This window comes from Peribacillus sp. BM1 (assembly GCF_056679975.1).
Genome location: NZ_CM155259.1, coordinates 1,539,689 through 1,563,758, shown reverse-complemented (window position 1 = coordinate 1,563,758; position 24,070 = coordinate 1,539,689). Strand labels below are relative to the sequence as shown.

At 38.2% G+C, this 24,070-nt stretch carries 20 protein-coding genes and 1 pseudogene; 7 read left to right on the top strand and 14 right to left on the bottom strand.

The window, feature by feature from the left end:
* Positions 1-3: 3 nt before the first annotated feature.
* Both AC1MGI_RS07570 and AC1MGI_RS07565 read right to left on the bottom strand, forming a co-directional pair.
* Positions 4-1,017, bottom strand: a complete 1,014-nt coding sequence (locus tag AC1MGI_RS07570; RefSeq protein ID WP_480349162.1) for a cytochrome d ubiquinol oxidase subunit II — start codon at positions 1,015-1,017, stop codon at positions 4-6.
* Between the two features lie 15 nt (positions 1,018-1,032).
* Positions 1,033-2,364: a cytochrome ubiquinol oxidase subunit I gene (locus AC1MGI_RS07565; protein WP_480349161.1), complete on the bottom strand. Its 1,332-nt coding sequence runs from the start codon at positions 2,362-2,364 to the stop codon at positions 1,033-1,035.
* Positions 2,365-3,046: 682 nt separating this feature from the next.
* Here AC1MGI_RS07565 and qoxA point away from each other — a divergent pair.
* From qoxA to qoxD, 4 genes are all read left to right on the top strand, one after another.
* The gene (gene qoxA, locus AC1MGI_RS07560) at positions 3,047-3,967 is read left to right on the top strand and encodes a cytochrome aa3 quinol oxidase subunit II (protein WP_480349160.1); all 921 of its coding nucleotides are present in this window, start codon (positions 3,047-3,049) and stop codon (positions 3,965-3,967) included.
* A gap of 71 nt (positions 3,968-4,038) precedes the next feature.
* Positions 4,039-5,985: a cytochrome aa3 quinol oxidase subunit I gene (gene qoxB, locus AC1MGI_RS07555; RefSeq protein ID WP_480349159.1), complete on the top strand. Its 1,947-nt coding sequence runs from the start codon at positions 4,039-4,041 to the stop codon at positions 5,983-5,985.
* A complete protein-coding gene (gene qoxC / locus AC1MGI_RS07550) occupies positions 5,985-6,581 on the top strand; it encodes a cytochrome aa3 quinol oxidase subunit III (RefSeq protein ID WP_480349158.1) in 597 nt (198 codons plus the stop codon). Before qoxB ends, qoxC begins: the two co-directional genes overlap by 1 nt.
* 1 nt (position 6,582) lies before the next feature.
* Positions 6,583-6,864, top strand: a complete 282-nt coding sequence (gene qoxD / locus AC1MGI_RS07545) for a cytochrome aa3 quinol oxidase subunit IV (protein WP_480349157.1) — start codon at positions 6,583-6,585, stop codon at positions 6,862-6,864.
* A gap of 151 nt (positions 6,865-7,015) precedes the next feature.
* Here qoxD and AC1MGI_RS07540 read toward each other — a convergent pair whose 3' ends face one another.
* From AC1MGI_RS07540 to AC1MGI_RS07515, 6 genes are all read right to left on the bottom strand, one after another.
* Positions 7,016-7,249, bottom strand: coding sequence for a hypothetical protein (locus AC1MGI_RS07540; RefSeq protein WP_480349156.1), 234 nt, complete (start codon positions 7,247-7,249; stop codon positions 7,016-7,018).
* A gap of 317 nt (positions 7,250-7,566) precedes the next feature.
* Positions 7,567-8,778: a S1C family serine protease gene (locus AC1MGI_RS07535; protein WP_480349155.1), complete on the bottom strand. Its 1,212-nt coding sequence runs from the start codon at positions 8,776-8,778 to the stop codon at positions 7,567-7,569.
* 472 nt (positions 8,779-9,250) lie between these two features.
* Positions 9,251-10,132, bottom strand: coding sequence for an aldose 1-epimerase family protein (locus tag AC1MGI_RS07530; RefSeq protein ID WP_480349154.1), 882 nt, complete (start codon positions 10,130-10,132; stop codon positions 9,251-9,253).
* 152 nt (positions 10,133-10,284) lie between these two features.
* Positions 10,285-11,097: a sugar-phosphatase gene (yidA, locus tag AC1MGI_RS07525; RefSeq protein ID WP_480349153.1), complete on the bottom strand. Its 813-nt coding sequence runs from the start codon at positions 11,095-11,097 to the stop codon at positions 10,285-10,287.
* Positions 11,098-11,254: 157 nt separating this feature from the next.
* Entirely contained in the window at positions 11,255-12,661 is a 1,407-nt protein-coding gene (locus tag AC1MGI_RS07520; protein WP_480349152.1) for an ATP-binding protein, read from the bottom strand.
* Positions 12,651-13,358, bottom strand: coding sequence for a winged helix-turn-helix domain-containing protein (locus AC1MGI_RS07515; RefSeq protein ID WP_480349151.1), 708 nt, complete (start codon positions 13,356-13,358; stop codon positions 12,651-12,653). The genes AC1MGI_RS07520 and AC1MGI_RS07515 overlap by 11 nt, the downstream gene beginning before the upstream one ends.
* Before the next feature lie 406 nt (positions 13,359-13,764).
* Here AC1MGI_RS07515 and AC1MGI_RS07510 point away from each other — a divergent pair, with 406 nt between their 5' ends.
* Complete coding sequence (locus tag AC1MGI_RS07510; protein WP_480349150.1) at positions 13,765-14,523, top strand: inositol monophosphatase family protein; 759 nt, start codon at positions 13,765-13,767, stop codon at positions 14,521-14,523.
* A 236-nt stretch (positions 14,524-14,759) separates the two neighbouring features.
* Here AC1MGI_RS07510 and AC1MGI_RS07505 read toward each other — a convergent pair whose 3' ends face one another.
* On the bottom strand, positions 14,760-15,920 hold the full coding sequence (locus tag AC1MGI_RS07505) for a DUF4317 domain-containing protein (protein WP_480349149.1): 1,161 nt from the start codon (positions 15,918-15,920) through the stop codon (positions 14,760-14,762).
* A 528-nt stretch (positions 15,921-16,448) separates the two neighbouring features.
* Here AC1MGI_RS07505 and AC1MGI_RS07500 point away from each other — a divergent pair.
* Positions 16,449-16,582 (top strand): annotated as a pseudogene (locus tag AC1MGI_RS07500) (LysR family transcriptional regulator); the annotation flags it as partial.
* 507 nt (positions 16,583-17,089) lie between these two features.
* Here AC1MGI_RS07500 and AC1MGI_RS07495 read toward each other — a convergent pair.
* Positions 17,090-17,731 (bottom strand): hypothetical protein, encoded by a 642-nt coding sequence (locus tag AC1MGI_RS07495; RefSeq protein WP_480349148.1) that lies wholly within the window; start codon positions 17,729-17,731, stop codon positions 17,090-17,092.
* A 156-nt stretch (positions 17,732-17,887) separates the two neighbouring features.
* Positions 17,888-19,228: an alkaline phosphatase gene (locus tag AC1MGI_RS07490; RefSeq protein ID WP_480349728.1), complete on the bottom strand. Its 1,341-nt coding sequence runs from the start codon at positions 19,226-19,228 to the stop codon at positions 17,888-17,890.
* 445 nt (positions 19,229-19,673) lie between these two features.
* On the opposite strand from AC1MGI_RS07490, the gene AC1MGI_RS07485 reads away from it, so the two are divergent.
* Entirely contained in the window at positions 19,674-21,080 is a 1,407-nt protein-coding gene (locus AC1MGI_RS07485) for a YcdB/YcdC domain-containing protein (RefSeq protein WP_480349147.1), read from the top strand.
* A 191-nt stretch (positions 21,081-21,271) separates the two neighbouring features.
* On the opposite strand, the gene AC1MGI_RS07480 is transcribed toward AC1MGI_RS07485, so the two are convergent.
* Genes AC1MGI_RS07480 through AC1MGI_RS07470 form a run of 3 tightly spaced genes read right to left on the bottom strand, consistent with a single transcriptional unit; the run spans position 21,272 to position 24,064 of the window.
* On the bottom strand, positions 21,272-22,612 hold the full coding sequence (locus AC1MGI_RS07480) for an MmgE/PrpD family protein (protein ID WP_480349727.1): 1,341 nt from the start codon (positions 22,610-22,612) through the stop codon (positions 21,272-21,274).
* Between the two features lie 19 nt (positions 22,613-22,631).
* Positions 22,632-23,387, bottom strand: a complete 756-nt coding sequence (locus tag AC1MGI_RS07475; protein WP_480349146.1) for an amino acid ABC transporter ATP-binding protein — start codon at positions 23,385-23,387, stop codon at positions 22,632-22,634.
* Between the two features lie 5 nt (positions 23,388-23,392).
* Positions 23,393-24,064, bottom strand: coding sequence for an amino acid ABC transporter permease (locus AC1MGI_RS07470; RefSeq protein WP_403074824.1), 672 nt, complete (start codon positions 24,062-24,064; stop codon positions 23,393-23,395).
* Positions 24,065-24,070 lie beyond the last annotated feature (6 nt).

The window sequence follows — 24,070 nt, the reverse complement described above, 5'->3', positions numbered from 1 at the left end:
CTCCTATTTCTTTCCTTGTACATACTGGTTGCTAAATACAAACAATCGCATAAGCAGAATTAGCGATGGAATAAGCAATAATAAACCGGCAACAAAGGTAATGATTAAAGCGATGGCCATTGCTTCATTCGTAAACCCATCATAAATCGAGAGGTACGGATATAGTAGGTAAGGCAGGTGAGCAGCCCCATATCCATAAAAGGCAAAAGCATATTGAAGCATGACCAATATGAATGAAAGACCCAATCTTTGTTTTTTCCAAATAAGATAGACCGCACCAAGAAAAAATAAGCTCGATAGAATGAACATCCAAGAAAGGTCAAGCATACGACTGAAGTGTTCCCAGTTATGGTGGCTGATTGATAAAAATACAAGAAAGCTTGCTAAAATGGTGGGCAAACTCCAGGAAAGGGCATATTTTCTCAAAATATCAAAAGCCTCTGTGTCCCCAGCTTTGTGTGCATAATACGTTAAAAAGCAGGCAGAGATATACAGCACACTTACAATTGCCAAGATAATAACGGTCCAAGAATAGAAGCTTGTAAATAACCCACTGTAATCCAAAGACACATTACCACCGCTGACATTCAAATATCCCCCCTCGGAAATGGTCAAAACAGTCGATAAGGAGGCAGGGATAAGCAGACCTGTTAAACCGTACAAAAATTGCGTCCACTTTGCCTTTCTTGGACCGTAATGGTGGAATGCGTAATAGGAGCCGCGTATAGCAAGCAGTATCGTCGCAATGCTCCCTGGAATAAGTAGGGTTGTCCCATAGTAATAGGCAACAGATGGAAAAAAACCAATTAGTCCCACATAAAAGAATATCAGGAATACATTTGTCACTTCCCAAACTGGTGAGAGATAACGATCAATAACTTTATGAACAATGGGCCCTTTTCCCGTTATCGATGTATAATAGTTAAAAAAACCAGCACCGAAATCAATGGACGCCACAATGACATAGCCGTATAAAAATGTCCATAGCACCGTAATGCCGAGTAGTTCATAGCTCATATCAATGGTTCCTCCCTATTCGATCCCTTGTTTTTTTAATTCCTTCTCAAGCGGGCTCGCTTTAAATACCCTTTTGAGCACAATAACGATAGAAATGGCCAATACGAGATACAGCAATATAAACAGTATTAGCATCGTATCAACATGATTTGATGTTGTCGCAGCTTCTGCGGTGCGCATAAATCCTCTTATGATCCATGGTTGACGGCCTTGTTCTGCCATGAACCAACCGGCTTCAATTGCAAGCATCGCAAGCGGCCCGCCCACGATAATAGCGCTTAATAATGGTTTATTAAATTCATTCCATTTTTTCCTGTACTGCATGCAAAAATAGATAAAGGCAACAAGAGCAAGAAACATGCCGATTGTAACCATCCAATCAAAGTAATAATGGACGACCAAAGGAGGCCAATCCTCGACTGGAAATTCCTCCAACCCTATTACTTCTGCCCCTGGTATTCCATGTGCCAGAATACTTAATGCATATGGAATTTCGATAGCCTTGCTAATTTTATTGTTTTCATCTAAAGAACCAGCAAAAATTAACGTCGCTCCTTTCTCTGTTTCAAAATGCCACTCGGCCGCCGCCAGCTTTTCTGGTTGATATTGAGCGAGGTATTTCCCTGATAAATCCCCAATCAAGGCCGTACAAATGGCAAAGGCAAGGGCGACAGTCATGGATAATTTCAATGCTTTTTTATGATAGACATGGTCCCTGCCTCTATAAATTGAAAAGGCCGCTATCATCGCCAAAATAAAGGCCGCGGTTAAATAAGAGGATGCCAAAACATGTGTTACCTTTGTTGGGGTAGCTGGATTAAACATCGCCATAATTGGGTTCACATTTGTTAAAATGCCATTTTCATAATTAAAACCAATCGGTGAATTCATAAAGGCATTCACAGTCGATATGAAAAAGGCTGATGCGCCACCACCTATAAATACAGGGAGTAATAAGAGAAAATGAGCATATTTGCTCTTAAACCGATCCCATGTATAGAGATAGATCCCCAGGAAAATAGCTTCAAAGAAAAAGGCAAATGTCTCCAAGAATAAAGGCAGCGCAATGGTATGACCAGCCGCTTCCATAAATTTCGGCCACAATAAGCTGAGTTGTAGGGAAATCGCCGTCCCGGTAACGACACCAACAGCAACAGAGATGATATACCCTCTAGTCCAGCGCCTTGCAAGCACATGGTAATGCAAGTCATTTCGTTTAATTCCGATCCATTCTGCTAATGCAATAAGAAGTGGAATCCCAACCCCTAGAGTGGCAAAAATGGTATGAAAACCTAATGTAACACCAGTTAAAATTCGGCTATATAAAACGGGATCATACTCGACCAATCGTGAATCCTCCTTTACTTCATATTAAAAAACAGGAATTGGGTAGAAACAGCATACTCTAACTCATTCATACAATCTTCAGAAATCGTCTAATGACAACAGGGCCTTCAAAAACAAGTTGTACATGGTCAAGCAAACACTCTAGTGATTCTACCAACCCTTTTTTATTACCACTTGTCCGCTATCCAAGACTGTACGTGTTACTTTTTGACTTTTCTATAAAAATTATTCATATCCCATAAAGTTACCCATTTTTTTATTCTTAAAACCTCCTTTATATTGTTAGCATCACTACTCTTACTAGTACCTCTGATAAAGTGAGGCCTCCATTAGTAAACAATATTGGGGCTGATTAAAGAACAAAAAAAGCAGAAAACCTTTACGGTTCCTGCTTTTATATATATTATATTAATGTAATTTTTTCTTTGATCCATCCATTAGATACCACATGATTTCAATCAGAAATACCTCTGAACCCCATCATTGTATTCCATCATTTTCAATTAATCCAATTTATCGCCTTAACTGCCACTATTTCTCAACATCTTCATGAACTTTTTGTGACATATTTATCTTTTGATTGTATTTTTATATAGATGGTAATAAGATAGAAACGTCAGTTTGTGAAAAGATTAACACTTTATCTAAATAACTAAGAAATATAAGGGAAAGGGGTACTACTATGAAGTTAAAATGGGCTCTATTAGCCATGATTTTCACGGTTGCTGCTGTGCTATCTGGTTGTGAACCACTATTGGTCTTGGACCCTAAAGGGCCGCAAGCCAAAGTGCAAGCCGATGATATTATGTTATCCATCTTGATCATGTCTGGTATTGTTATTGTTGTTTTTGCAATTTTAGTATTCGTGTTAGTTAAATACCGCGCCTCTAAACAGAGTGCAGATTATGAACCTCCACATATTGAAGGGAATATGCTTGTTGAAGCAATTTGTATTGGTGTTCCAATTATCATTGTCATTTTCCTTTCTGTTATGTCTGTTAAGAGTAACTATGAAGTAGAGGCCACACCGAAGGGATACGAAGGTCAAGAACCAGTAGTTATTTACGCTTCATCCTCTAACTGGAAATGGCATTTTAGTTATCCTGAAGAAGGTATTGAAACCGTTAACTATGTAAATATTCCAGCAGGTCGCCCACTTGAATTCAAACTTTATTCATACGGACCAATTACTAGCTTCTGGATTCCACAACTTGGTGGACAGAAATACGCAATGGCTGACATGGTTACAACATTACATTTAGCAGCAGACGAACCTGGTGAATTAATGGGCCGAAATGCAAATTTCAGTGGAGCAGGATTTGCTGAAAATACGTTTGATGTTCAGGCAATGTCCCAAACTGACTTTGATAAATGGGTAAAAGAAGTGCACGATACAGCTAAACCTATTACTGAAGAAAAATTTAATGAGTTATTAGAACCTGGACATCTTGGACGATCCACATATACTGGAACGCATTTAGAATTCTCACCAGCTCCAGAACATAATCATGGTTCAGCCGATTCTGATAAGGATTCAGAAGAAGGCGAACACCATCATGAATCAAGTGATTCTGAGAAAGAAACAAATCACAGTCATCATTAATAGGTTACAAATATACTAACCACTCGTTTTATATGACAATCAATATAATCTTGAAAGGAGTCAAAAAAAGTATGGATTTCTTTGATCGCTTTGCCGTACCGCATCCAAGCTTTTTGATATACGCATCGATGGTTGCCATCGGTCTTACTCTAATTGCGATACTCTTAGGCATAACCTATTTTAAAAAATGGGGTTATCTATGGCGTGAATGGTTAACAACAGTAGACCATAAACGGATCGGTATTATGTATCTAATTTCTGCTTTACTTATGCTATTCCGCGGTGGCGTAGATGGTATTATGTTACGTGCTCAACTTGCCATTCCTGATAATAAATTACTAGAATCTCAGCATTATAACGAAGTATTCTCAACTCATGGGGTCGTTATGATTCTCTTTATGGCTATGCCATTTATTATGTTCTTTTTTAACTTCGTCGTACCATTACAAATTGGTGCTCGTGACGTAGCCTTCCCACGTCTAAACGCTATAAGCTTCTGGCTATTCTTTATGGGTGCGATGCTATTCAACGTCTCATTCGTAATTGGTGGTTCACCTGATGCAGGTTGGACTTCTTATTTTCCGCTTGCAGGGAATGAGTTTAGTACTTCTGTAGGTTCGAATTATTACATGATTGCCATTCAGATAGCTGGTATCGGTACATTAATGACGGGTATCAACTTCATCACGACTATTTTTAAGATGAGAGCACCTGGCATGAAATTAATGCAAATGCCGATGTTCACATGGTCTGCTTTAATCTCTAACTTAATCATTACTTTTGCTTTCCCTGTACTAACCGTATTACTTGCAATGGGTACAATGGATCGTTTATTCGATACAAAATTCTTTACAATTGGTGACGGTGGTTCAGATATGCTTTGGGCCAACCTATTCTGGGTTTGGGGACATCCTGAAGTATATATCTTGATCTTGCCGGCATTCGGTTTATTTAGTGAGATTATCTCGACCTTTGCACGTCGCAATCTTTATGGGTATAAATCCATGGTTGCTTCAATGGTTGTTATCTCTGCCTTTTCATTCTTTGTGTGGGCTCACCATTTCTTTACGATGGGGCAAGGGGCACTTGCAAACAGCTTTTTCTCCATTACAACGATGGCGATTGCTGTTCCAACTGGGGTTAAAATCTTCAACTGGTTGTTCACCCTTTGGAAAGGGAAAATTGAATTTACTACTCCAATGCTTTACGCGATGCATTTCCTTCCGCTGTTCACACTTGGTGGGGTAACAGGGGTTATGCTTGCGATGTCAGCTGCGGATTATCAATATCATAATACAATGTTCTTAGTTGCTCATTTCCATAACGTGATTATCCCTGGTGTTGTATATGCAATGCTTGGTGGTCTTACGTACTACTGGCCAAAAATGTTCGGATTCATGTTAAATGAGAGAATCGGTAAATGGACAGTATGGTTAATGTCCATTGGATTCGTTTTAGCATTCATCCCAATGTATATTACTGGTTTAGACGGTCAAGCACGCCGAATGTACACGTACTCTGAAGCAACTGGATTTGGTCCATTGAATATGGTTGCATTTATCGGAGCAGGTATTATGGCCATTAGTTTTGCATTACTTGTCTACAATGTCTATTATAGCGTTCGCTACTCACCACGGAATATCGGTAACGATCCATGGAACGCACGCACTCTTGAGTGGGCCACTCATACTCCAGTACCGGAATACAACTTCGCGATTACGCCGCAAGTTAAATCGACTGAAGCATTCTGGGATGCTAAGAAAAATGGCCACGTAATATTTAAAGGTAAAATCGAAAAAATTCATATGCCGAATAATAGCGGCTTACCATTTATTATGAGTTGTATCTTCTTCGTCTTTGGATTTAGTATGATCTTTAGTATCTGGCCTCTTGTCATTATTTCGTTACTCGGTATCCTAGGCTGTCTTGTATACCGTTCGTTCGAAAAAGATCATGGACATTACATTCCTGTAGAAGAAATTGAAGAGACAGAAACAAAATTGCGAGGTGCTAAATAATGAAAATAGATCACTCGCTTCCACTTGAATATAGCACGGAAGAAAACCGGTTAAAAATCTTTGGTTTTTGGATTTTCCTAGGTGCCGAAATTATGCTTTTTGCAACGCTCTTCACGTCATACTTCGTGTATGAGCACCGTACAGGCAATGGTCCCAGCGGTGCAGAAATCTTTGAAATAGCACCAGTATTAATGGAAACAATCTTGCTTTTAGCAAGTAGTTTTACCATTGGTCTTGGTATTCACGCCATGCGCTTAGGCAAACAAAAAGCCATGATGACCTTCTTTTCGATAACTCTTGTTCTAGGTTTAGGGTTCTTAGGATTTGAAATTTTCGAATTCGTAACATATATACACGAAGGCGCTGGAATAACCGCTAGTGGATTCACATCCATGTTATTAACAACATTAGGAACACATGGACTGCACGTAACATTTGGTTTCTTCTGGGGATTATTTATTATCCTACAAGTGAAAAAACGTGGATTGACTCCTGAAACAGCCAATAAATCATTCATTTTCTCTCTTTACTGGCATTTCCTAGATGTAGTTTGGATCTTTATCTTTAGCTTCATCTACTTGAAAGGAATGATGTAATATGAAAGAATTATTCCCAATAAAACAAGTAATGGGCTTTGCATTCTCGTTAATCCTTACAGCAGTGGCTTTATTGGTTTACTTCTTAGATATGTCATTTACAGCAGGCATAACGATACTTCTTGTGACTGCATTCATACAAGCAGGCCTGCAACTCGTTGTATTCATGCATGCTGGTGAAACAGAAGATAAAGCCGCCATTTATTCAAATGTTTATTTTGGTATATTGTTGGCTTTAGTTACCATTTTCGGGACATTGTTAATCTTTGTCTGGGATATGTAATCCAAGAGATCCACTTAAAAGAGGGCGTATTACGCTCTCTTTTTTTTAAAAGGCGCAGCCATTTGTTTCATCATATCAACTACGCCTATTCAACATCTATATAACCATTTATTATTCACGTTCTTATTATTCTTATTAAACCAATCCATTATCAAGGCAGTATCTTTTTCCCCTGCTTACAATTTGTCACCATTTCTTCAGTAGCTACTAAAAACATTCCCATCAAGAAGATAAAAACAGCGCCCATCACTGTACCAATCCCAATTCCCATCACAGTTCTGTAATCGCTTACAAAAGAACCGTATAAGAAAATTGCAATTCCCATTGTAAGTAGGATTGCCCCTACATACTTCGTAGCGTTTAACAATTTCAATCTAGATTCCATTTTCATCATCCTCCTTATATATATTATTCACCTTGTTCACAGAATTGTCAAACTATTTATATATTTTTGGAACAATTTTATTGACAATTATATATGAATCGCATTTTTCGCTTGGTGGCCCCTCTACTATTATAAACTTGAACCATAATTCTCATACACCCAGTCAGTCTTACACTTGAAATGATCACTACAGCAGATAATTGGTGCACAAAAAAGCTATAGCGGCTGTGATATATGTTATTCAAATTAAAGGGCGCAGCTCCAAAGAAAATAGCCCTAGCTACTAATTGCAGCTAGAACCATTCATTTCAATATTGTTATTGTGATTGTCCTAATGTAACCTGTAATGTTACTTTCTTATTTCCACGATACACTTCCACACTTACTTTTTCATTCACTTTTGCTTCTGTATAGAGATACTTTCTAAGTTCCATAGCGCTCTTTATTTCTTTCCCATTCATCGCAGTAATGATATCCTCCTGCTGTAAACCGCCTTTTTCTGCAGCAGATCCATTTGCCACATTTGTGACCATGACTCCTGCCTTCACATTTTGAGGAATGTTTTGTACGTATGCTTGCGGAAGTTCTGCTAAATCAGCAAGACCCACTCCTAAATATGGACGTGTCACTTTTCCTGTTTTAATCATTTCATCCACAATTGGAATCACATCATTACTTGGAATAGCAAATCCGAGGCCTTCAACACCATCTACGGATATTTTTAAGCTATTAATTCCGATTACCTCGCCTTTAGAATTAATTAGGGCTCCCCCGCTATTACCTGGATTGATTGCAGCATCAGTTTGGATGACGTTTAATCCCCATGTACCGCTTGATGTATCCACGTCAATAGTTCTTTCAGCCGCACTAATGATTCCTTCAGTAACCGTTCTAGAAAAATCAAGACCGAGTGGATTCCCAATTGCTACAACCTGTTCACCAGCGCGAATCTCATTTGAATCGCCAAATTTAATCTCACCTGGAGCTAATGTGGCATCAATTTTCAAAACAGCCAAATCGGTTAAAGCATCGGAACCGACGATTTCTGCCGTTGTGGTCTTGCCATTATATAACGATACCTCAACCTTTGAAGCCCCTTCAATGACATGATTATTCGTGACAATATAGGCGTTCTTTCCATCAATTTTATACATGACCCCTGAACCTGTGCCACTTTCTACTTCCTGCGAATTTAGTGCAAATCGGTTGGCCGATTGTTGATAATTGACGACTCCGACAATGGCCTTCGAAGCCGATTCAACCATATCTGCAAGGCTTGTTGTTCCTGTGTATGAGGTTGGTTGAACGTTTACACTATTATCCTTCGTTATATCTTTTTCTATGGCTGTAGAAGTTTGATTTTCAGTAGGAGTGCCTGGGAAAAGCTGATCTCCCGCCGTTACGAATATTGTTGCCGTTAATACGGAACCGATTAATCCAGAAACAATCGTCTGCCCCCAGCCCGCTCTTCCTTTTTTCTGCGGTTCTTTTTGTAAAGATGTATTTGTTTCAATTTGATGTTCCTCCATACGGACCATCCTCCTTGTTTCTTTCAATTGATTTGTTACATTCATCATAGCCAACAAATATGACAAAATTATTAACAAAGCATGAAACAAGGATGAAATATTATCTACTTCGGTTCTCTATGATGTAAGTATAAAAAAGAAGGTTCGTAAATAAAGTGAAACTTCCCTCAGTGGGAGTTTTTTTCATCCCCCACTGAGGGTTAGTCCCGTTCTACTGTCGCTAAATCTTCGATAAAGCGACAGTACGAACCCGATTCAATGAATCACAGACTAAGTACGCCGCATCCTGCGGCAACGTCTGTGTGGGCCTCAACTAAACCGCTGAAGAGCACAGCGGTAGTTTCACTGTATCTCACCAATCGGGGATTTACAGGCTGTTTATCCCCCACCTATTTATTTCTTGATTCTCTCGCCAAAATTGAGGTGGGGTATTACAGCCTGTTAAACCGGGATAAAAAGAATCTTTGTTCCCTTAATTAAACTTCATGCCATACTCAGCTCGGAACGTTTCCCCTGATTCTAGCCGATTCACTCCAAATTTCTCCTTCAAGTTCCCTGATGTATCATGAGTGTCGGCAATGCCGTACCATGGTTCAATGCAGACAAATGGCGCCATTGTACGATCTGTCTCGTTATATTTCGACCATATTCCAACGAATGGAAAGTCCTTGAATGTTAGTTCGACACCATGACTCGATTTTTGAGATGTCAATGTCATATGATCAATATGGCTGTATACGACAGCGTCCTGTGCAAATAAAGAAGGAGTGAGTGGAATCTCTTGAAAATCATGAGCTGGGCCTTTCTCATGGATTAAAGAATCCACGAGCTCATATTCAATGACTTCCTTATTTGATGCAGGCGTAAGCTTCAATATGTAGTCCTCAATCTTCTCATTTTCTAAAAGAGGAAGCTTAAACGCTGGATGTGCACCAATAGAAAAATACATTTCTTCCTTATTTTCATTCACGATTTCCCATCGTACAAATAGAGAATCTTCTTTAAGCGTATAATGAATACATGCCTTAAATTCATATGGATATACATGTGTGAACTGTCCAGCAGATTCGATTACAAAGGAAACATAATCTGTTTCCTGTTTGTCCACTTCGAATACATTATCACGTAAGAAACCGTGCTGTGACATTTTATATGTGTTGCCATCTAGCTGATACTGGTTTTCTTTTAAACTTCCGACAATCGGAAACAAGACAGGAGAAACGCGTCCCCAGTAGGTACTATCCCCTGTCCACATATAGTTCAGTCCATTTTTCTTATGCTTGACTTCCCGCACCTCTGCTCCATTTTGTGAAATACTTACCTTCAACCAATTATTTCCAATTTCAACTATCATCTAAAATCCCTCTTCTCATTAGAAGTTACTTATTTTTATCATATCAAAAAACTCCTTCCTAGTTAAAGGAAGGAGTCTAAATTTGTCTTAAATTGTCGACCTTTATTAAAATACGGCAGAACCTCAGTTTAAAACCAGACACTAGCTAAAGCTTAACGCGTCAGTACAAGTTCCTGAATGGCGTACGCAACCCCGTTCTCATTGTTAGAGCGAGTTTGAAAATCAGCCGATTTCTTAACTTCTGGAATCGCGTTCTCCATGGCCACGCCACAGCCAGCGTACTCGATCATTGATAAGTCATTACCATTATCACCTATACTCATCACCTCTTGCTGGTCGATCCCTAGTTTTTCCGCCAGTTTCTTGACAGCATTCCCTTTGCTAACTTCTGGATGTAAGATTTCTAAGAAATAAGGCGCACTTTGAACCATCATGTACTTTTCTTTTATTGACGCTGGAATTTGTGCAATCACTTTGTTTAACCGCTCAGGTTCATCAATAAACATGATCTTCGGAAGTACAATATTTGCTGGAATGTCTTCAATTTTACGATAGCGTAAGGGGATTTGATTAATAAACGATTCTAGAACTGTGTATTCACTAATATTTGCATTCGGTGTATAGACATTCTCTGCATCAAAAAATTGCATAGGAGTATCTAACTCGAGACTTAGTTCATAGAACAACTTTAAATCGTCATATCCAAGTGACAGTTCAGATACGATCTTATTGGTATGAGTATTTTGAACGAGAGCACCATTATAGGCAATCACGTAATCTTCCTCTTCATCTAACTTAAGATCTTTCAAGTATCGGCGCATCCCACCGATAGGACGACCGGAACATAGAACAATTTTCACACCTTGCTCTTTTGCTCTATGTAGCGCATCTCGTACATCTGCTGTTACTTCATGATGATCATTTAATAAGGTCCCATCCATGTCGATGGCAATAATTTTATACACAATTCCCCACTCCTCTTACTCATTTGACACGATCTCTATGGAGAGAGTCTCCACAGCCTCTTTACCCATATTATAGTCCATAGTGCTTCGTATTATCTACATATTGGATCCTATTAGCTGCTTTGTTCCAAATCAATAACAATTCACCTGTCACTATTTATTTTATTGGTAATTGAATTGTAAAGATCGTTCCCTTGCCTTCCTCACTTTCCACCTCAATTTCACCATCATGAAGCTGGACAAGCTTCTTAACGATGGATAAGCCGAGACCGAATTCTCCGTAAGGATTGCTAGTTCGAGACAAGTCAGCTTTATAAAAGCGATGCCAGATTGCCTCAATATCTGCTGGATTAATCCCAGAACCTGTGTCTTCAATTTCAATGATAACCCTATCTTTTCCCGCTTTACCACGGAGCCATATCGTCCCATTTTCGGTAAATTGAATACTGTTCTTTGTGATATTAATTAAAATTTGCATCAGTCTGTCGTAATCCGCAAACACGGGCAAATCTTTGGGAACATCAAGTTTAATCCTATTATTCTTATCTTCAGCCTGAATGGAGAGATGGTCTTGAATAACTTCCAACACTTCTTTAAGCTGGATCTTTTCTTTCGCTAACACGACTTGATTGGATCGGATTTTTTCATAATCTAGATTTTCATTCACTAACCGGATTAATCGTTTCGTTTCTTGATTCATCAGATTAATGCCTTTCATTTTTTCTTCTTCAGGAATTAAGTCATCCCGCAACCCTTCTATCATTCCGCTTATCGTGGTCAATGGCGTTCGCATTTCATGAGATACATCTGCCATGAATTGCCGTCTACGATTTTCAAGACTTTCAATTTCTTCATTGGAGTTTTTTAACTTCTGTGCCATCTCGTTGAAATCATTGCCAAGATCACCGATTTCATCAAAACTGGAGGATGGAACATAGACATCATAGTTCCCAGATGAAATCATCGAAGTTGCTTCACGGATACGTTGAATTCGATTTACATGAAGTTTAGACAAAAACCAACTTAATAGTAAAGATACCGTTAAAGCGATGACCACAGTAATGAATAGATAATTATTCACTTCACTGATCATTTCTCGTGTGCCGCTTACGGGGGCATACAGAACAATGACTCCGAGTAAATTCGCGCGTTGGATATACGGTAACAATACCACCGACATTTCTTGTACAAATCGTTTGCCTTCATGGCGTATAATGACCGTTTCACCGTTTGATAGCTGTGAGTACTCTTTAGCAGTCAGTTCAAAACTTTCAAGTGGACCAATATTAGGTGTTAGCAAGTTCAAGTGTTGATCAAACACACTAAAGTAAATTTGTCGTGCATCTAACACGTTTGCATATTGATTTAACGTTTGAATCTGCCCTCTTGGATCGGCTTCAAATTTCGCTAGAATGGTTTGTCCATATTCAATCAGTTCATCCGTTTTATTTTTATAGACTAGATTTTCGACATAATTAGCGAAAAGTAAACTTAAGATAACAAACGCCACAAGTAAAATGCTAATATGGCTTACAAGCAATTGATACACATACTTAATTCTCATCAACCGTCACCGTTTCATCAAACTTATAACCGACTCCCCAGACAGTATGAAGCATCGGCTGAGCGTTTAAGCCAATCTTGCCCCGCAGACGTTTAATATGCACATCAACCGTTCGCTCATCACCGTAAAACTGATAGCCCCATACCCGTTCAAGCAATTGCTCCCGCGTGAAAACCTGGCGTGGTGATTGTATAAAATAGAGAAGTAAATCAAATTCCTTCGGTGTTAAGTTCGGAATTAATTCACCGTCTAGAAATACCTCCCGTGTATCACGGTTTATTTTAAAATGGCTTGTTTCAATAATATGATCCTCTGATAGCTCTGACTGATTATCCTTCTGCGCTCTTCGCATCACTGCCTTAATTCGCGCCATCAATGCCAGTGGACTAAAAGGCTTAGTCACATAATCATCCGCCCCTAGCTCAAGCCCAAGGACTTGATCAGATTCACTATCTTTTGCAGTCAGCATAATGATTGGGATTGTACGATCATCTTCCCTGATTTTACGACAAATACTGACACCATCCATCCCTGGCAGCATCCAATCCAAGATAATTATATCCCAATCCCCCGTTTTGTAACGATTGTACCCATCTAACCCATTCATCACGAACTCACCGTGCAATCCTTCTTTCGCAAAAAACATTTCTAACATCGAACAAACTGCTTCATTATCTTCTACAACTAAAATGTTCACGTCTACACTCCCCTTGCCTAGTCCTTCTTTCTTTTACGTTACGTCTAATTCTACATATTTTCAACTACTATCTACGTTATATTAAGGAGACAGACAATAATACGGACACCCTAAATTGAGCCTTGTAGTAGACGGATGTATATTGGAAAGCATTTCGATATTAGATTTTTAATTCAAGCAGTCCGATCAGCTATAATCTAATAGCGAACGAGAAGGATGATCCTTAGTTTCTTTCTATTGGATTTTAATTACTGTAATCAATAGTGATCTTAGGCCATTTCTCATTTTCTACTTCATTTTGCAGGATTCTATACAGAGATTTGTCGAATTAGTAAAGGAGAGAAACGACACATGTAAAAAACTAAATAAAGAGTCAGTAGGATTTTTTGAAAAAGGAGAAAAAGACATGGATCAATCATATTTAGATTTTGCTATTCAACTTGGTAAAGACGCAGGACAATTTATTCTTCCACAAGCAGGAAAAGCGGGTCAACAAACTGTGAAATCTGCAAAAGATTTTGTAACAGAAATGGATATTCAGGTGGAAAACCTGATCATTCGCCGTATTAAAGAACAATATCCTACCCATCGGATTTTCAGTGAAGAAGCGGGGAACATTGAAGGAACTGAGGATTTTGAATGGGTAATCGATCCAATTGACGGTACGGTGAATTACAGTGTCGGAATTCCGTTGTACGGGGTTTCTATTGCGCTGACTTATCAGGGAGATCCCGTTGTTGCTGTCATATCACTTCCTGGTTTGGATGAATTGTTTTGGGCGGCGAAAGGAGAGGGAACTTTTTTAAACGGACAACCGATTCAAGTTAGAGATGTTGCTCTATCAGAAGCCTTTGTTTCAGTAGGAGACTTCGCAAAGGATGGAAACAAAGAAAGCAATAAGGAACGATTGCAGTTGTTAGATAACATCGTAAACGATGTGTACAGAATTCGAATTATTGGTACAGCCGCTGTTACGTTAGCTTATATTGCAGCTGGTCGATTAGACGCAGCTATTTACTTAAACCCTAACTGGTACGATATCGCAGCTGGCCAGTTATTAATTACCGAAGCTGGTGGCACACAGAGCACTGCGGGCAATCATACAATCTATGCCTCTAATAACATAGTAGATGAGTTAAAGAATCTTGTTCTTGTACAAAAATAACTCATTGCCCAATCCAATACGATTTGATACTAATCGAAACCGTCTGTCATTGGAACAGGCGGTTTCGTTTAATCCTCTATTCACCTATTTTTTTACGCTAGTACGCTAGTTAATGAATTGTTATTGCTTTGAAATAAAGTGAAACTTCAATCAGTGGGTTTTTCTTCATCCCCTACTGATTGTTAGTTGAACCTAAAAAATTGCAATGTATTAAGGTATCTGCTCCTCAAAAACCGCTAGAGTGTCTTCGTTTCCAGTCGAAATCCTTCGACGACTACATCTTCATCGATTTCAACTAATAGACACCGTTTTCCATTGTAAGTAATATATTTTACATTTTTCAGGTCTTTCGGGCTGATGGATACATCTGCCACCTTCGTATTGATTTTAATGGTTTTAGGTATAATACTGCTTGCTTTGATTTCATATTTTTCGTCATCTACGACACTCTTGAAGGCATGTTCCACCTTTTCGGTATCTACATTTTCGACGCCGCTTACCTCTAAGATGCGTTCAATGTCTCGATAATCCAACATAGGGGATTCACTTTCTTCATCTTCTTCATTTTCCTGTACCATCTTATCAATTTCCTCATAGACATTAGAAATGACGTTGGAATCCACTTCGTCTCCCATCACAATTTTTAAAATTTGCTCAAAGCTATCCTTATCTTCCATAGCGGTAATAATCTCTTCACAATTGAGAACTTCTTCTATAAATGAACCATCTGGTTGGTTCACTTTCCCTCCATTATAGAGAATATGATTCACATCTGCCGAATTTTCATTAAAGGCAGGAAACAAAAACCCTGTTAACGGAGTAGTCAAATTAATAATGGGATCAACTGCGTTATTCGATTTGAATTCTTTCTCGATATAATCAAACAGCAAGGCTTTTTTCGGCTGATCGGTTTTATTGAGACTGCAAAGGATAAACTCACTGGAATAAACCTTATCATTCCCTCCTTCTTCGGATTCCGCATCCCGTTTCCTCGCCGCCTTTTGATATTCTCCTCGGATAAATGTCACCACAGTATCAAAGTCATAAGCAGCATGAGCAAACATTTTCCCGACGATTTTGAGCATGTTTTCTTTCCAATCTTCCGTTGATCCTGCTCGTAATCCTTCGTAGAGGATCATTTGGGTGCTGTCTTCCACCTCACGTTTAAATTTCAGCTCAAACAGTTTGGCATCAAGATGGCCTGTCAAAACCTTTTTAAAGTTTGCTAAAAACAATTCTTGTGCTTCCTGTTCTAGCATTTGAAACGGTTGACTGACTTGATGGTAAATCTCACCTGATTCTTTCTTTACATAAACAGTAAAGATTTCTCGAATTTCCATAAAATGATTATCTAATTTAAATTGCTTTCGGATATTAGCGATATCTTTTTTATTCATTTGTCTCATCTCCTATTCCTGATTATAGTGGTCAGTCAAAAAAATAGTAATCCTTGATATTTTTTCAATTTTAATAGCTAATAGCATAAAGTTCGTATCGTCCTATTTTTATAGAGTTAAATCACCACTCACTCTAAATGATTTTTAACGTGCTACAAACGGTGTCCAGAGCTTTATTATATAATAAGCTTTCGAAGTATAATCATTAACCATCTTTAATTCTATGCAAAAATTAACTATCAAATATGATTAAGCTATTTGGGGTGAAATATAAAAAAATAGCAGAAGTATTATACTTCTACTAAAAAATCCCCAACTGATTTATAAAATAATTTAATTTAAGTGAAAGAATCATAGACACCTTTATTAAGATTCCTTAGATAGCCCCTCAGTTTTATATACCCAGTATTGAAGAGGTTGTTGGTAATGCTTGATCATCCAACCTAATATTTCGCCGATGAAATAGGCGGCAACTAGTGTACCGATTCCAATTGAGCCTAAAGATTGAATAAAAATTAAACATATGGAAGTTTCGTAAGCAGAGGATTATCAATTATTCCGAAAATGGATTATGACTCGCCTTTTTTAGAACATACAACACTTTTTGAACTGAAACAATTTGATTTTAGTATGGAGCCCGTTTTTTTAGATTAAAAGATTAACCAATCTCAAAGGCGGTCACCCAATTTTGGGAGATCGTTGATTAGACGAAGTGAACATTTTATAGTGGTCAGGAATTTCATTGCCATGTACAGTGGTTTTTTTCATAAATAAAATGACCGAGTTCCTCACGCATTATGTAGCACCTGACATGGATATGAATCGTTTAGATGATATGGACGTATAGCCTACGTTGTCAGAAGAAAAGGCAAAGTCCTTTTATCGAGAGCCTCAATTTTGAATGAACATGGAGCACAAATCACGAGGAAAGTCAGCGTGAATATTTCGAATTTCTCTATCGTGTTTCGTTTTCGAAGCTTAATGGTGACATTCGCTTTATTGATGCTCGTTCGGGTGGAAAGATTACAAAAAAAATTTGAATGATGTGTTAAAAGAAAGATTCGATATCCCTTATTCTTAGATTCAAATTGAATGATAACCAGAGGCCAAAGGTTTTATCGTTGAGCCACAAAAAAAGCATAGAGAAAAATCTCTACAATTTTTATTGGTTAAAACTTAATCTTTATTGTTTGAGAGTCATTTATTTTATTTTCAGCTTTATCAAATAGATCACTTGTTGTTAGTTCAATCCATTCAAGGTCTTTTGAAGAGTCAATAATAAAACCTAAATTCCCCTTTTTTGTCGTGTTTCCTTCTATTTCACCGTTTAATTCTTCTAGATAGATGTCTTTCTCCCAATCTAATTTCTTGCCTAAACTAGTTTCAATCATAGCGATTGGTGCGAAGTTTACTTTTTCATCAGAAGTGTTTTCTATTTCGACAAATACTTTTACGAAATCAAATTCCTCATCATGTGTCAACACATGAAAATAATCAATTAGACTATAATCTGGTCTTAAATGAATAAGCTTCATATCTTTCACACTTAGTCGGATTGGACCAATTTCGTAAGTTTCATTGATGGGATTGATTGCTTTTAAAGTCGCTTCACCTTTTTCATCGGAAACGGATTGGCCAATTTCTAGTAAAGTTCGATCATCTGTTACCGCTGGGTTTGAAGCGTAATCATTCAAATATCCATTTTTTGGTTGTTCTTCTTTTTCTGGAATTTCACTGTTACTTACTTCATTCGAACAGCCAAATAAAAATAATAGAGATAAAAGTGTAAGTAGTCCGATACATTTCTTCAAGAGAAACCCTCCAATTAATCCCGGTTCAACTAACCATCAATGGGGGATAAAAAACATTGATGGAAGTTTCACTTTATCATTTAAAAAGAAGGACTGACTTAAAGCTACATGTCAGCCCCTCAACTATCTTTGTAATATTTTATTGTAAAGCTAAACTTATTTATCGAAAATAACTATTTGTTTTTTTCCTTTTTCTAGAATATCAAAGATAATTTTTGCATTATCCGTGTTATCAATTTGTCCTGCAAATCGTTCAGATGAGGGACCATAAGCATAAACAGGAACGTCTTCACCCGTATGACCACCGGTAGTCCATCCAGTGTTAGAGCGAGTGTCAAAGATTTTTTCGATTGCATTATCAATATCGACTTCTTTTTTAGTAGTAGCATCTTTAACCGATTGAATTTCCTTAGCCGTTAACTCAAGATCAATATATTTTTTCAATATTTCTTCTACACCAGCACCATTTGCGATTTGATTCGCCATGAAATCAGGTGTACGTTTTGCTGCTTTAATTGGTTCACTAAACCAGTTATAGATACCATTTGCACCAACCGAATAACCGCCAGTAGAGTGATCAGCCGTCGCAACAACCAATGTATGCTTATCCTTTTTTGCAAAGTCAATCGCTGCTTTAAATGCTTTTTCAAAGTCTTCCATCTCACTCATTGCACCGACAATATCATTATCATGACCAGCCCAGTCAATTTGACTTCCTTCAATCATTAAGAAGAAACCATCTTTATCTTGTTTTAAACGGTCTATTGCAGAAGTTGTCATTTTTTCTAAAGAAGGAACGTCTTTCGTGCGGTCAATCATTTTCGGTAGTCCTCGATCAGCAAATAATCCAAGAACTTGCTGGTTTTGATCTTTTGAAAGCTCGTCTGTATTCGTTACATAGCTAAATCCATCTTTTTTAAATTCATCTACAAGATTACGGTCCTTACGAATAAATAAATCTGTTCCTCCGCCAAGAAGAACGTCTACTTTATGTTCGCCATTTACTAATTCATCGAAATAATCATCCGCAATCCCATTCATATTTTGACGGCTAGGGTCATGCGAACCAAAGGCAGCTGGAGTAGCATGGGTGATTTCTGATGTAGCTACAAGTCCAGTTGCTTTCCCTTTTTCTTTTGCAGTTTCTAGAACCGTTTTCACTTCAGTTTTATTATTATCGACTGCAATTGCATTATTATATGTTTTAATACCAGCAGACATAGCTGTTGCAGCAGAAGCAGAATCCGTTACATTTTGCTCTGGATCTTCTGGATACGTCATTTGTTGGCCAACAAGATATTTATCAAGCTCCGTGCGATCGACAAATTTTGAGTTCGGACTATCCTTTAAATAGCGATGAGCAGATGTATACGAAACGCCCATCCCATCTCCAATAAGGAAAATGACATTTTTAATTTCAGCATTGTTTTTCTCTGTTTCTTTTGCTTCAGCGGTAGAAAAGGTCATTCCTAAACTACTAAAAGCAACAGTAGACATAACGGCTAAAGGGAGTAGCTTCTTCTTAAATTTTTTATTAAACACGGATCATTCCTCCTAGTTAATGTTATAAACAAATTGTAAGTTTATAGTATTAATACCTTATAATAGTTTTGTAATGATATTGTAAATTTTATTAACTGATAAGCTAGGAAGAAAATTAGAGAGATTTACCTGTAATACCTTATGATTTTTCTAGGGATATAGCACTTCGCTTACTCGTATTTGACTATTATCAAACTCTTTTCCAGATTCCTCTGTAAGCTTTTTTCAAAAGATATATTATCATTTTGTAAATGTTCATTAATTTCCCTTTCAAGAAATAACAAAAACATACATATTTGTGGGTATTTAGTTTATTCATACTTCCCTATTAGCTAAATTTTCCTTAAAGTTAATAGAGAAGGACCATTTCATATTCTAAAATCACATTGGAGGATTATTAATGAATAAAGAACGGCTTAGGAAGCTTGCTCGACAAATCGGCAAAGTTTCAAGTGACTATGAACTGGAGATTGAGGATTTTAAAGAAGTGCATCAAGTGGCACTATTTTTCTGGAAATCAATTCATGATGCGGAACAAGGAATATGGATTGAATTAGACGGTGAGGGCCGATTACTTCATTATGAACAATACGAGCCAAAGATACATGATGTAGCTTTACAAGAAGAAGAACTTTTAGCAAAATCACTTCAGTTTGTTTCCCAACATTATCCGAATGCTCTAAAAAGGTTTATTCCTGAAAAAAATAATCTACTGTCTAATGGAATACGATTTTCTTATACTCAGATGGAGCTTGAATTACCACTAGAAATGACTGGATTTTATGTAGATGTGGTATTTAACGGCGATATTCTGTCATTCCGTTATTACGGTGAAGCGCAGGACATTAGGTTCCCTAGTGAAATTTTGGAGAAAGAAAAGTTGATGCAATCGTTTTTGACCGGTGTAAAAATGAATCTACTTATAACGAATCTAAGTCCTGACGTATATGAAAATGTCACGCATTCACCTTGTCTTGTCTACGCACCAGATTATCCATTTTACAATCATTCTGCAGATCGATTAGCAGAAAGAAGCGTTGAGGAGGTAAACGAAGAGGATTACGAAACTAGCTATCTTCCAATTCCTGAAAAGTTGCCGGGTTATTCTGAGATTTATGAGGTTATTGGATTCGATAAACATGCATTAACAAAGCTCCGAGAAATAGATTTAGGTGATGAAGTTGTGACCGTTTGGCATCCGGGTCCCCCTCATTCTGTAAACAATGATCTTAGCCTTGACAGCTATTTCAAAAGAAAAACAGAAAATACGCTAAAAATTAGAACCGAGAAACAAGCTGGCAAGATATCGGGTTTGTTTAATTTTATGGATACTGAAGGTCAACTATCATTATCGGTGGAAGAATGCAAAACAATCGCTTTAAAGTTTCTATACACACTGTATCCAAATGCAGAACAGTATTTCCGTATCGCTTCCCCAAATGGAGATGAAGAAGAAACGACTCAGTACGGGTTTCATTTTTCCATCTTTCATAAAGGGATTTCAACACATTTTGGTCTTTGCCACATCACTGTTAATAAAACGACGGGGTTCATCACGCATTATTCAGCCTCTGACATTGATGTGGATCGTTTAGAAGATATCAATGTACAGCCCACTTTATCCGAAGAAAAGGCAATGTCCCTTTATATTGAGGACCTCGATTTTGAATTAACATGGAATAAAAATTACGAAGAAAATCAGCATGAATATCACGAACTCATCTACCGTGTTACATTTCCGAAGCTTAACGGCGATATTCACTTTATTGATGCTCGTTCAGGTGGAAAGATTACTGCAAAGACTTGATACAAGTGCATAGAGAAAGCATCGCTGTTCCTTTTTCTGAGGTTCAAATTGAATGATAAACAAGAGGCCTGCTAAGTATGTGGATTTTACTTAGCAGGCCTCTGTTTTTGTGTAGATACATAATTTCTAATTGGAAGCATATGTTTCGGTTTTGACGCAGATAGTTTGATTTTGAGTCATACCGATTCTACTTAAATATTCTGTTCAATTTCTTGAAAAACTCCAAGTGTTGTGCGATATAGGTTGTGGGTAGCTGCGATCAACATCTTCGTTTTCACTTCATCTCCCACCGCGTGCAACAGTTTTTCTCGTAGTTCTGCTTTAGTCAAAGGATTTCTAGGACTTCCCTTAGGCGTATCGACCCTCTTTGACAATACTTCTCCGCTTTTAGTCTTCACATCAACAATCGTAAAACGTCCCGCAGGTATCGCAGCTTCCGAAAGTTTGATGGACGCGTCATTCTCTCGAGTTATTTTCTGAACGGATTCTCTCCACACAGATGGGATCGGCTTGGATTCAAAGGAGGAAAAGGTTAACGGTCTACCTGTCAGAGCAAGCCAGACAATATACTCAATCGAAAATCTTCCTTCCTCTCCAGTCGCAGGATTCTTGTAAATCAAAGCGGCATCTCCATTCGGTGGGAAGCGAATATGGATCGCCTGAATAGCTTCCTCCGACAATTTATACTTTTCATGCAAAAACACTGCAGCATCCGCGCCGTGCGTGGCCGCTGAACAAAACGGGTACTGTTTAAACCATAATCCTGGCGTGACAATACGCCACGAATCTCCCCAATTCACCGTCACGTCATGCACAACGTTTTCCGTATAAACCTCGAAAAAACCAAGCTTTTCATTTAAAAAATCTGGATTGCTATGCAATCCAGAGCGAATCCAATCAGCTGACTTTACAGCATTCTGTGCGGCAATCCCAACATGAAGCGGCTTCACCACAGTACCAAATTGAACGCGCAAACCACAAGCCTGAGTTGCGGCTAAACTCATCGTTTCTGCAATCAAACGTGGTGAATACTCTCGTAAATACGCAAGCGCTCCAGCTGCGGCAATTACGCCAAGTGTAGCTGTATTATGCCACCCTTTTGTATAATGATAGGGATTCATCGCTTCACCAAATCGAGCCATAATCTCCACACCAACCACATATGCAGCTAAAAACCTCTCTCCAGATGTATCAGGATCGCCTGCTGCAAACAAAGCTGCTAAAACCACAGCACTCGGATGCCCACGCACATCTGAATGGACATCATCATAATCCAACAAATGAGCTTGAAGGCCATTGAATAAGGCCGCTTGGGCCCTTGTTGCCTGAATGCCTTTTCCAATCAGCCAACTCTTCCCGTTTCCACCTTCCTCCAAGATCATTTCTATCAAAAGAGCCGTTTCTTTTTCGTTTTTTGCTTGATAAGATGCTGCAAGAAAATCTATAATGCCTGCTACAGCTGCTTCTCTAACTTCAGCATTTACTAATGGATTAGAATGATAAATCGCTTCTACTAAACTTTCAGTTCTCATCACCAGCACACTTCCTTTGTTACCTCTCAGTTACTTCCATCTCCTCTACCAGCTGTCGTAAAAATCGCTGTGTCCTAGGGTTTTCTGAATGGTCAATCACTTGCTCTGGTGTACCTTGTTCAATGATTTTTCCATCGGCCATAAAAATAACTTTATCTGCAACTTCTTTTGCAAATTGCATTTCATGCGTCACAATAGCCATTGTTGTATCTTGCTTGGCCAATTGCCGGATTACTTGTAACACTTCGCTTACCAATTCTGGGTCAAGCGCTGACGTAGGTTCATCAAATAAAATAGCGTGTGGATTCACCGCCAACGCTCGGGCAATACTAACACGTTGTTGTTGTCCGCCAGACAATGTAATCGGGTATTGTTTTGCTTGTTTTTCTAAGCCGACTCGCTTCAATAACTCTTCCCCAATTTGAATAGCATTTTCCTTTTTCATCTTTTTACTGACAATCAACGCTTCAATTACATTTTGCAAAGCTGTCTTATTTTTAAAAAGGTTATAGTGTTGAAATACCATCGCTGTTTGCTGTCTTAATTGGTAGGCGTCTCTTGATTTGTAGTTTAGTGTATCTAATTTCACGTCATTGATTTCAATTGTGCCTCCATTTGGCTCTTCCAATAAGTTCAAGCAACGTAAAAGCGTGGATTTCCCAGAACCTGACGGACCAATAATGGCCACAACTTCTCCCGTTTCTATGTCCAAATTAATGTCATTCAACACAAGTACATTGCCAAATTGTTTTTTTAAATTTCTTACTTTTATCATCAGGATCACCTTCTAAGTGGTTTACTAAGCCAAATTTCCAAATATTTTTGTCCCCATGAATAAAGAATAATCAATAACCAATAAACCAAGCCAACTGCCAAATACGTCTCGAAGAAGCGCATAGAAGCGGAAGCGATCATTTTTCCTTCTGCAAATAGCTCTGTTATACCAAGTGTAAAGGCAAGCGATGTTTCTTTAGTTAAGGATATAAACGTGTTCCCTGTTGCTGGTAAAGCGTTTAAAGCTGCTTGTGGTAAAATAATTCGGAAATAAATTTGCGATTTCTTCATCCCAATCGCTAGACCAGCTTCCATTTGCCCTTTTTCTACAGAATTCAATCCAGCTCGAAAAATTTCTGCTAAATACGAAGATTCTTTCAAACTAAAACCAATAATCGCTGCAGTCATGGCCCCCATCGTAGTCAATGATGGGAATATTTGTGGCAAACCATAATAAATGATAAACAGCTGCACCAATGTAGGCATTCCCCGAAATAAGGAGATGTACAAACTAGCCAAGTGTGAAAGTCCAAAAATATTGCTGTTTCGTATCAACGCAATGACGAGTCCAATCACAATTGCGAAGAACATCGAAACCACTGCCAAAAGCAGAGTAATAGGAATATATTTAATTATTCCAGGTAAAACCTCCAACATATAACTAAGATCAAAGTTCATTACTCT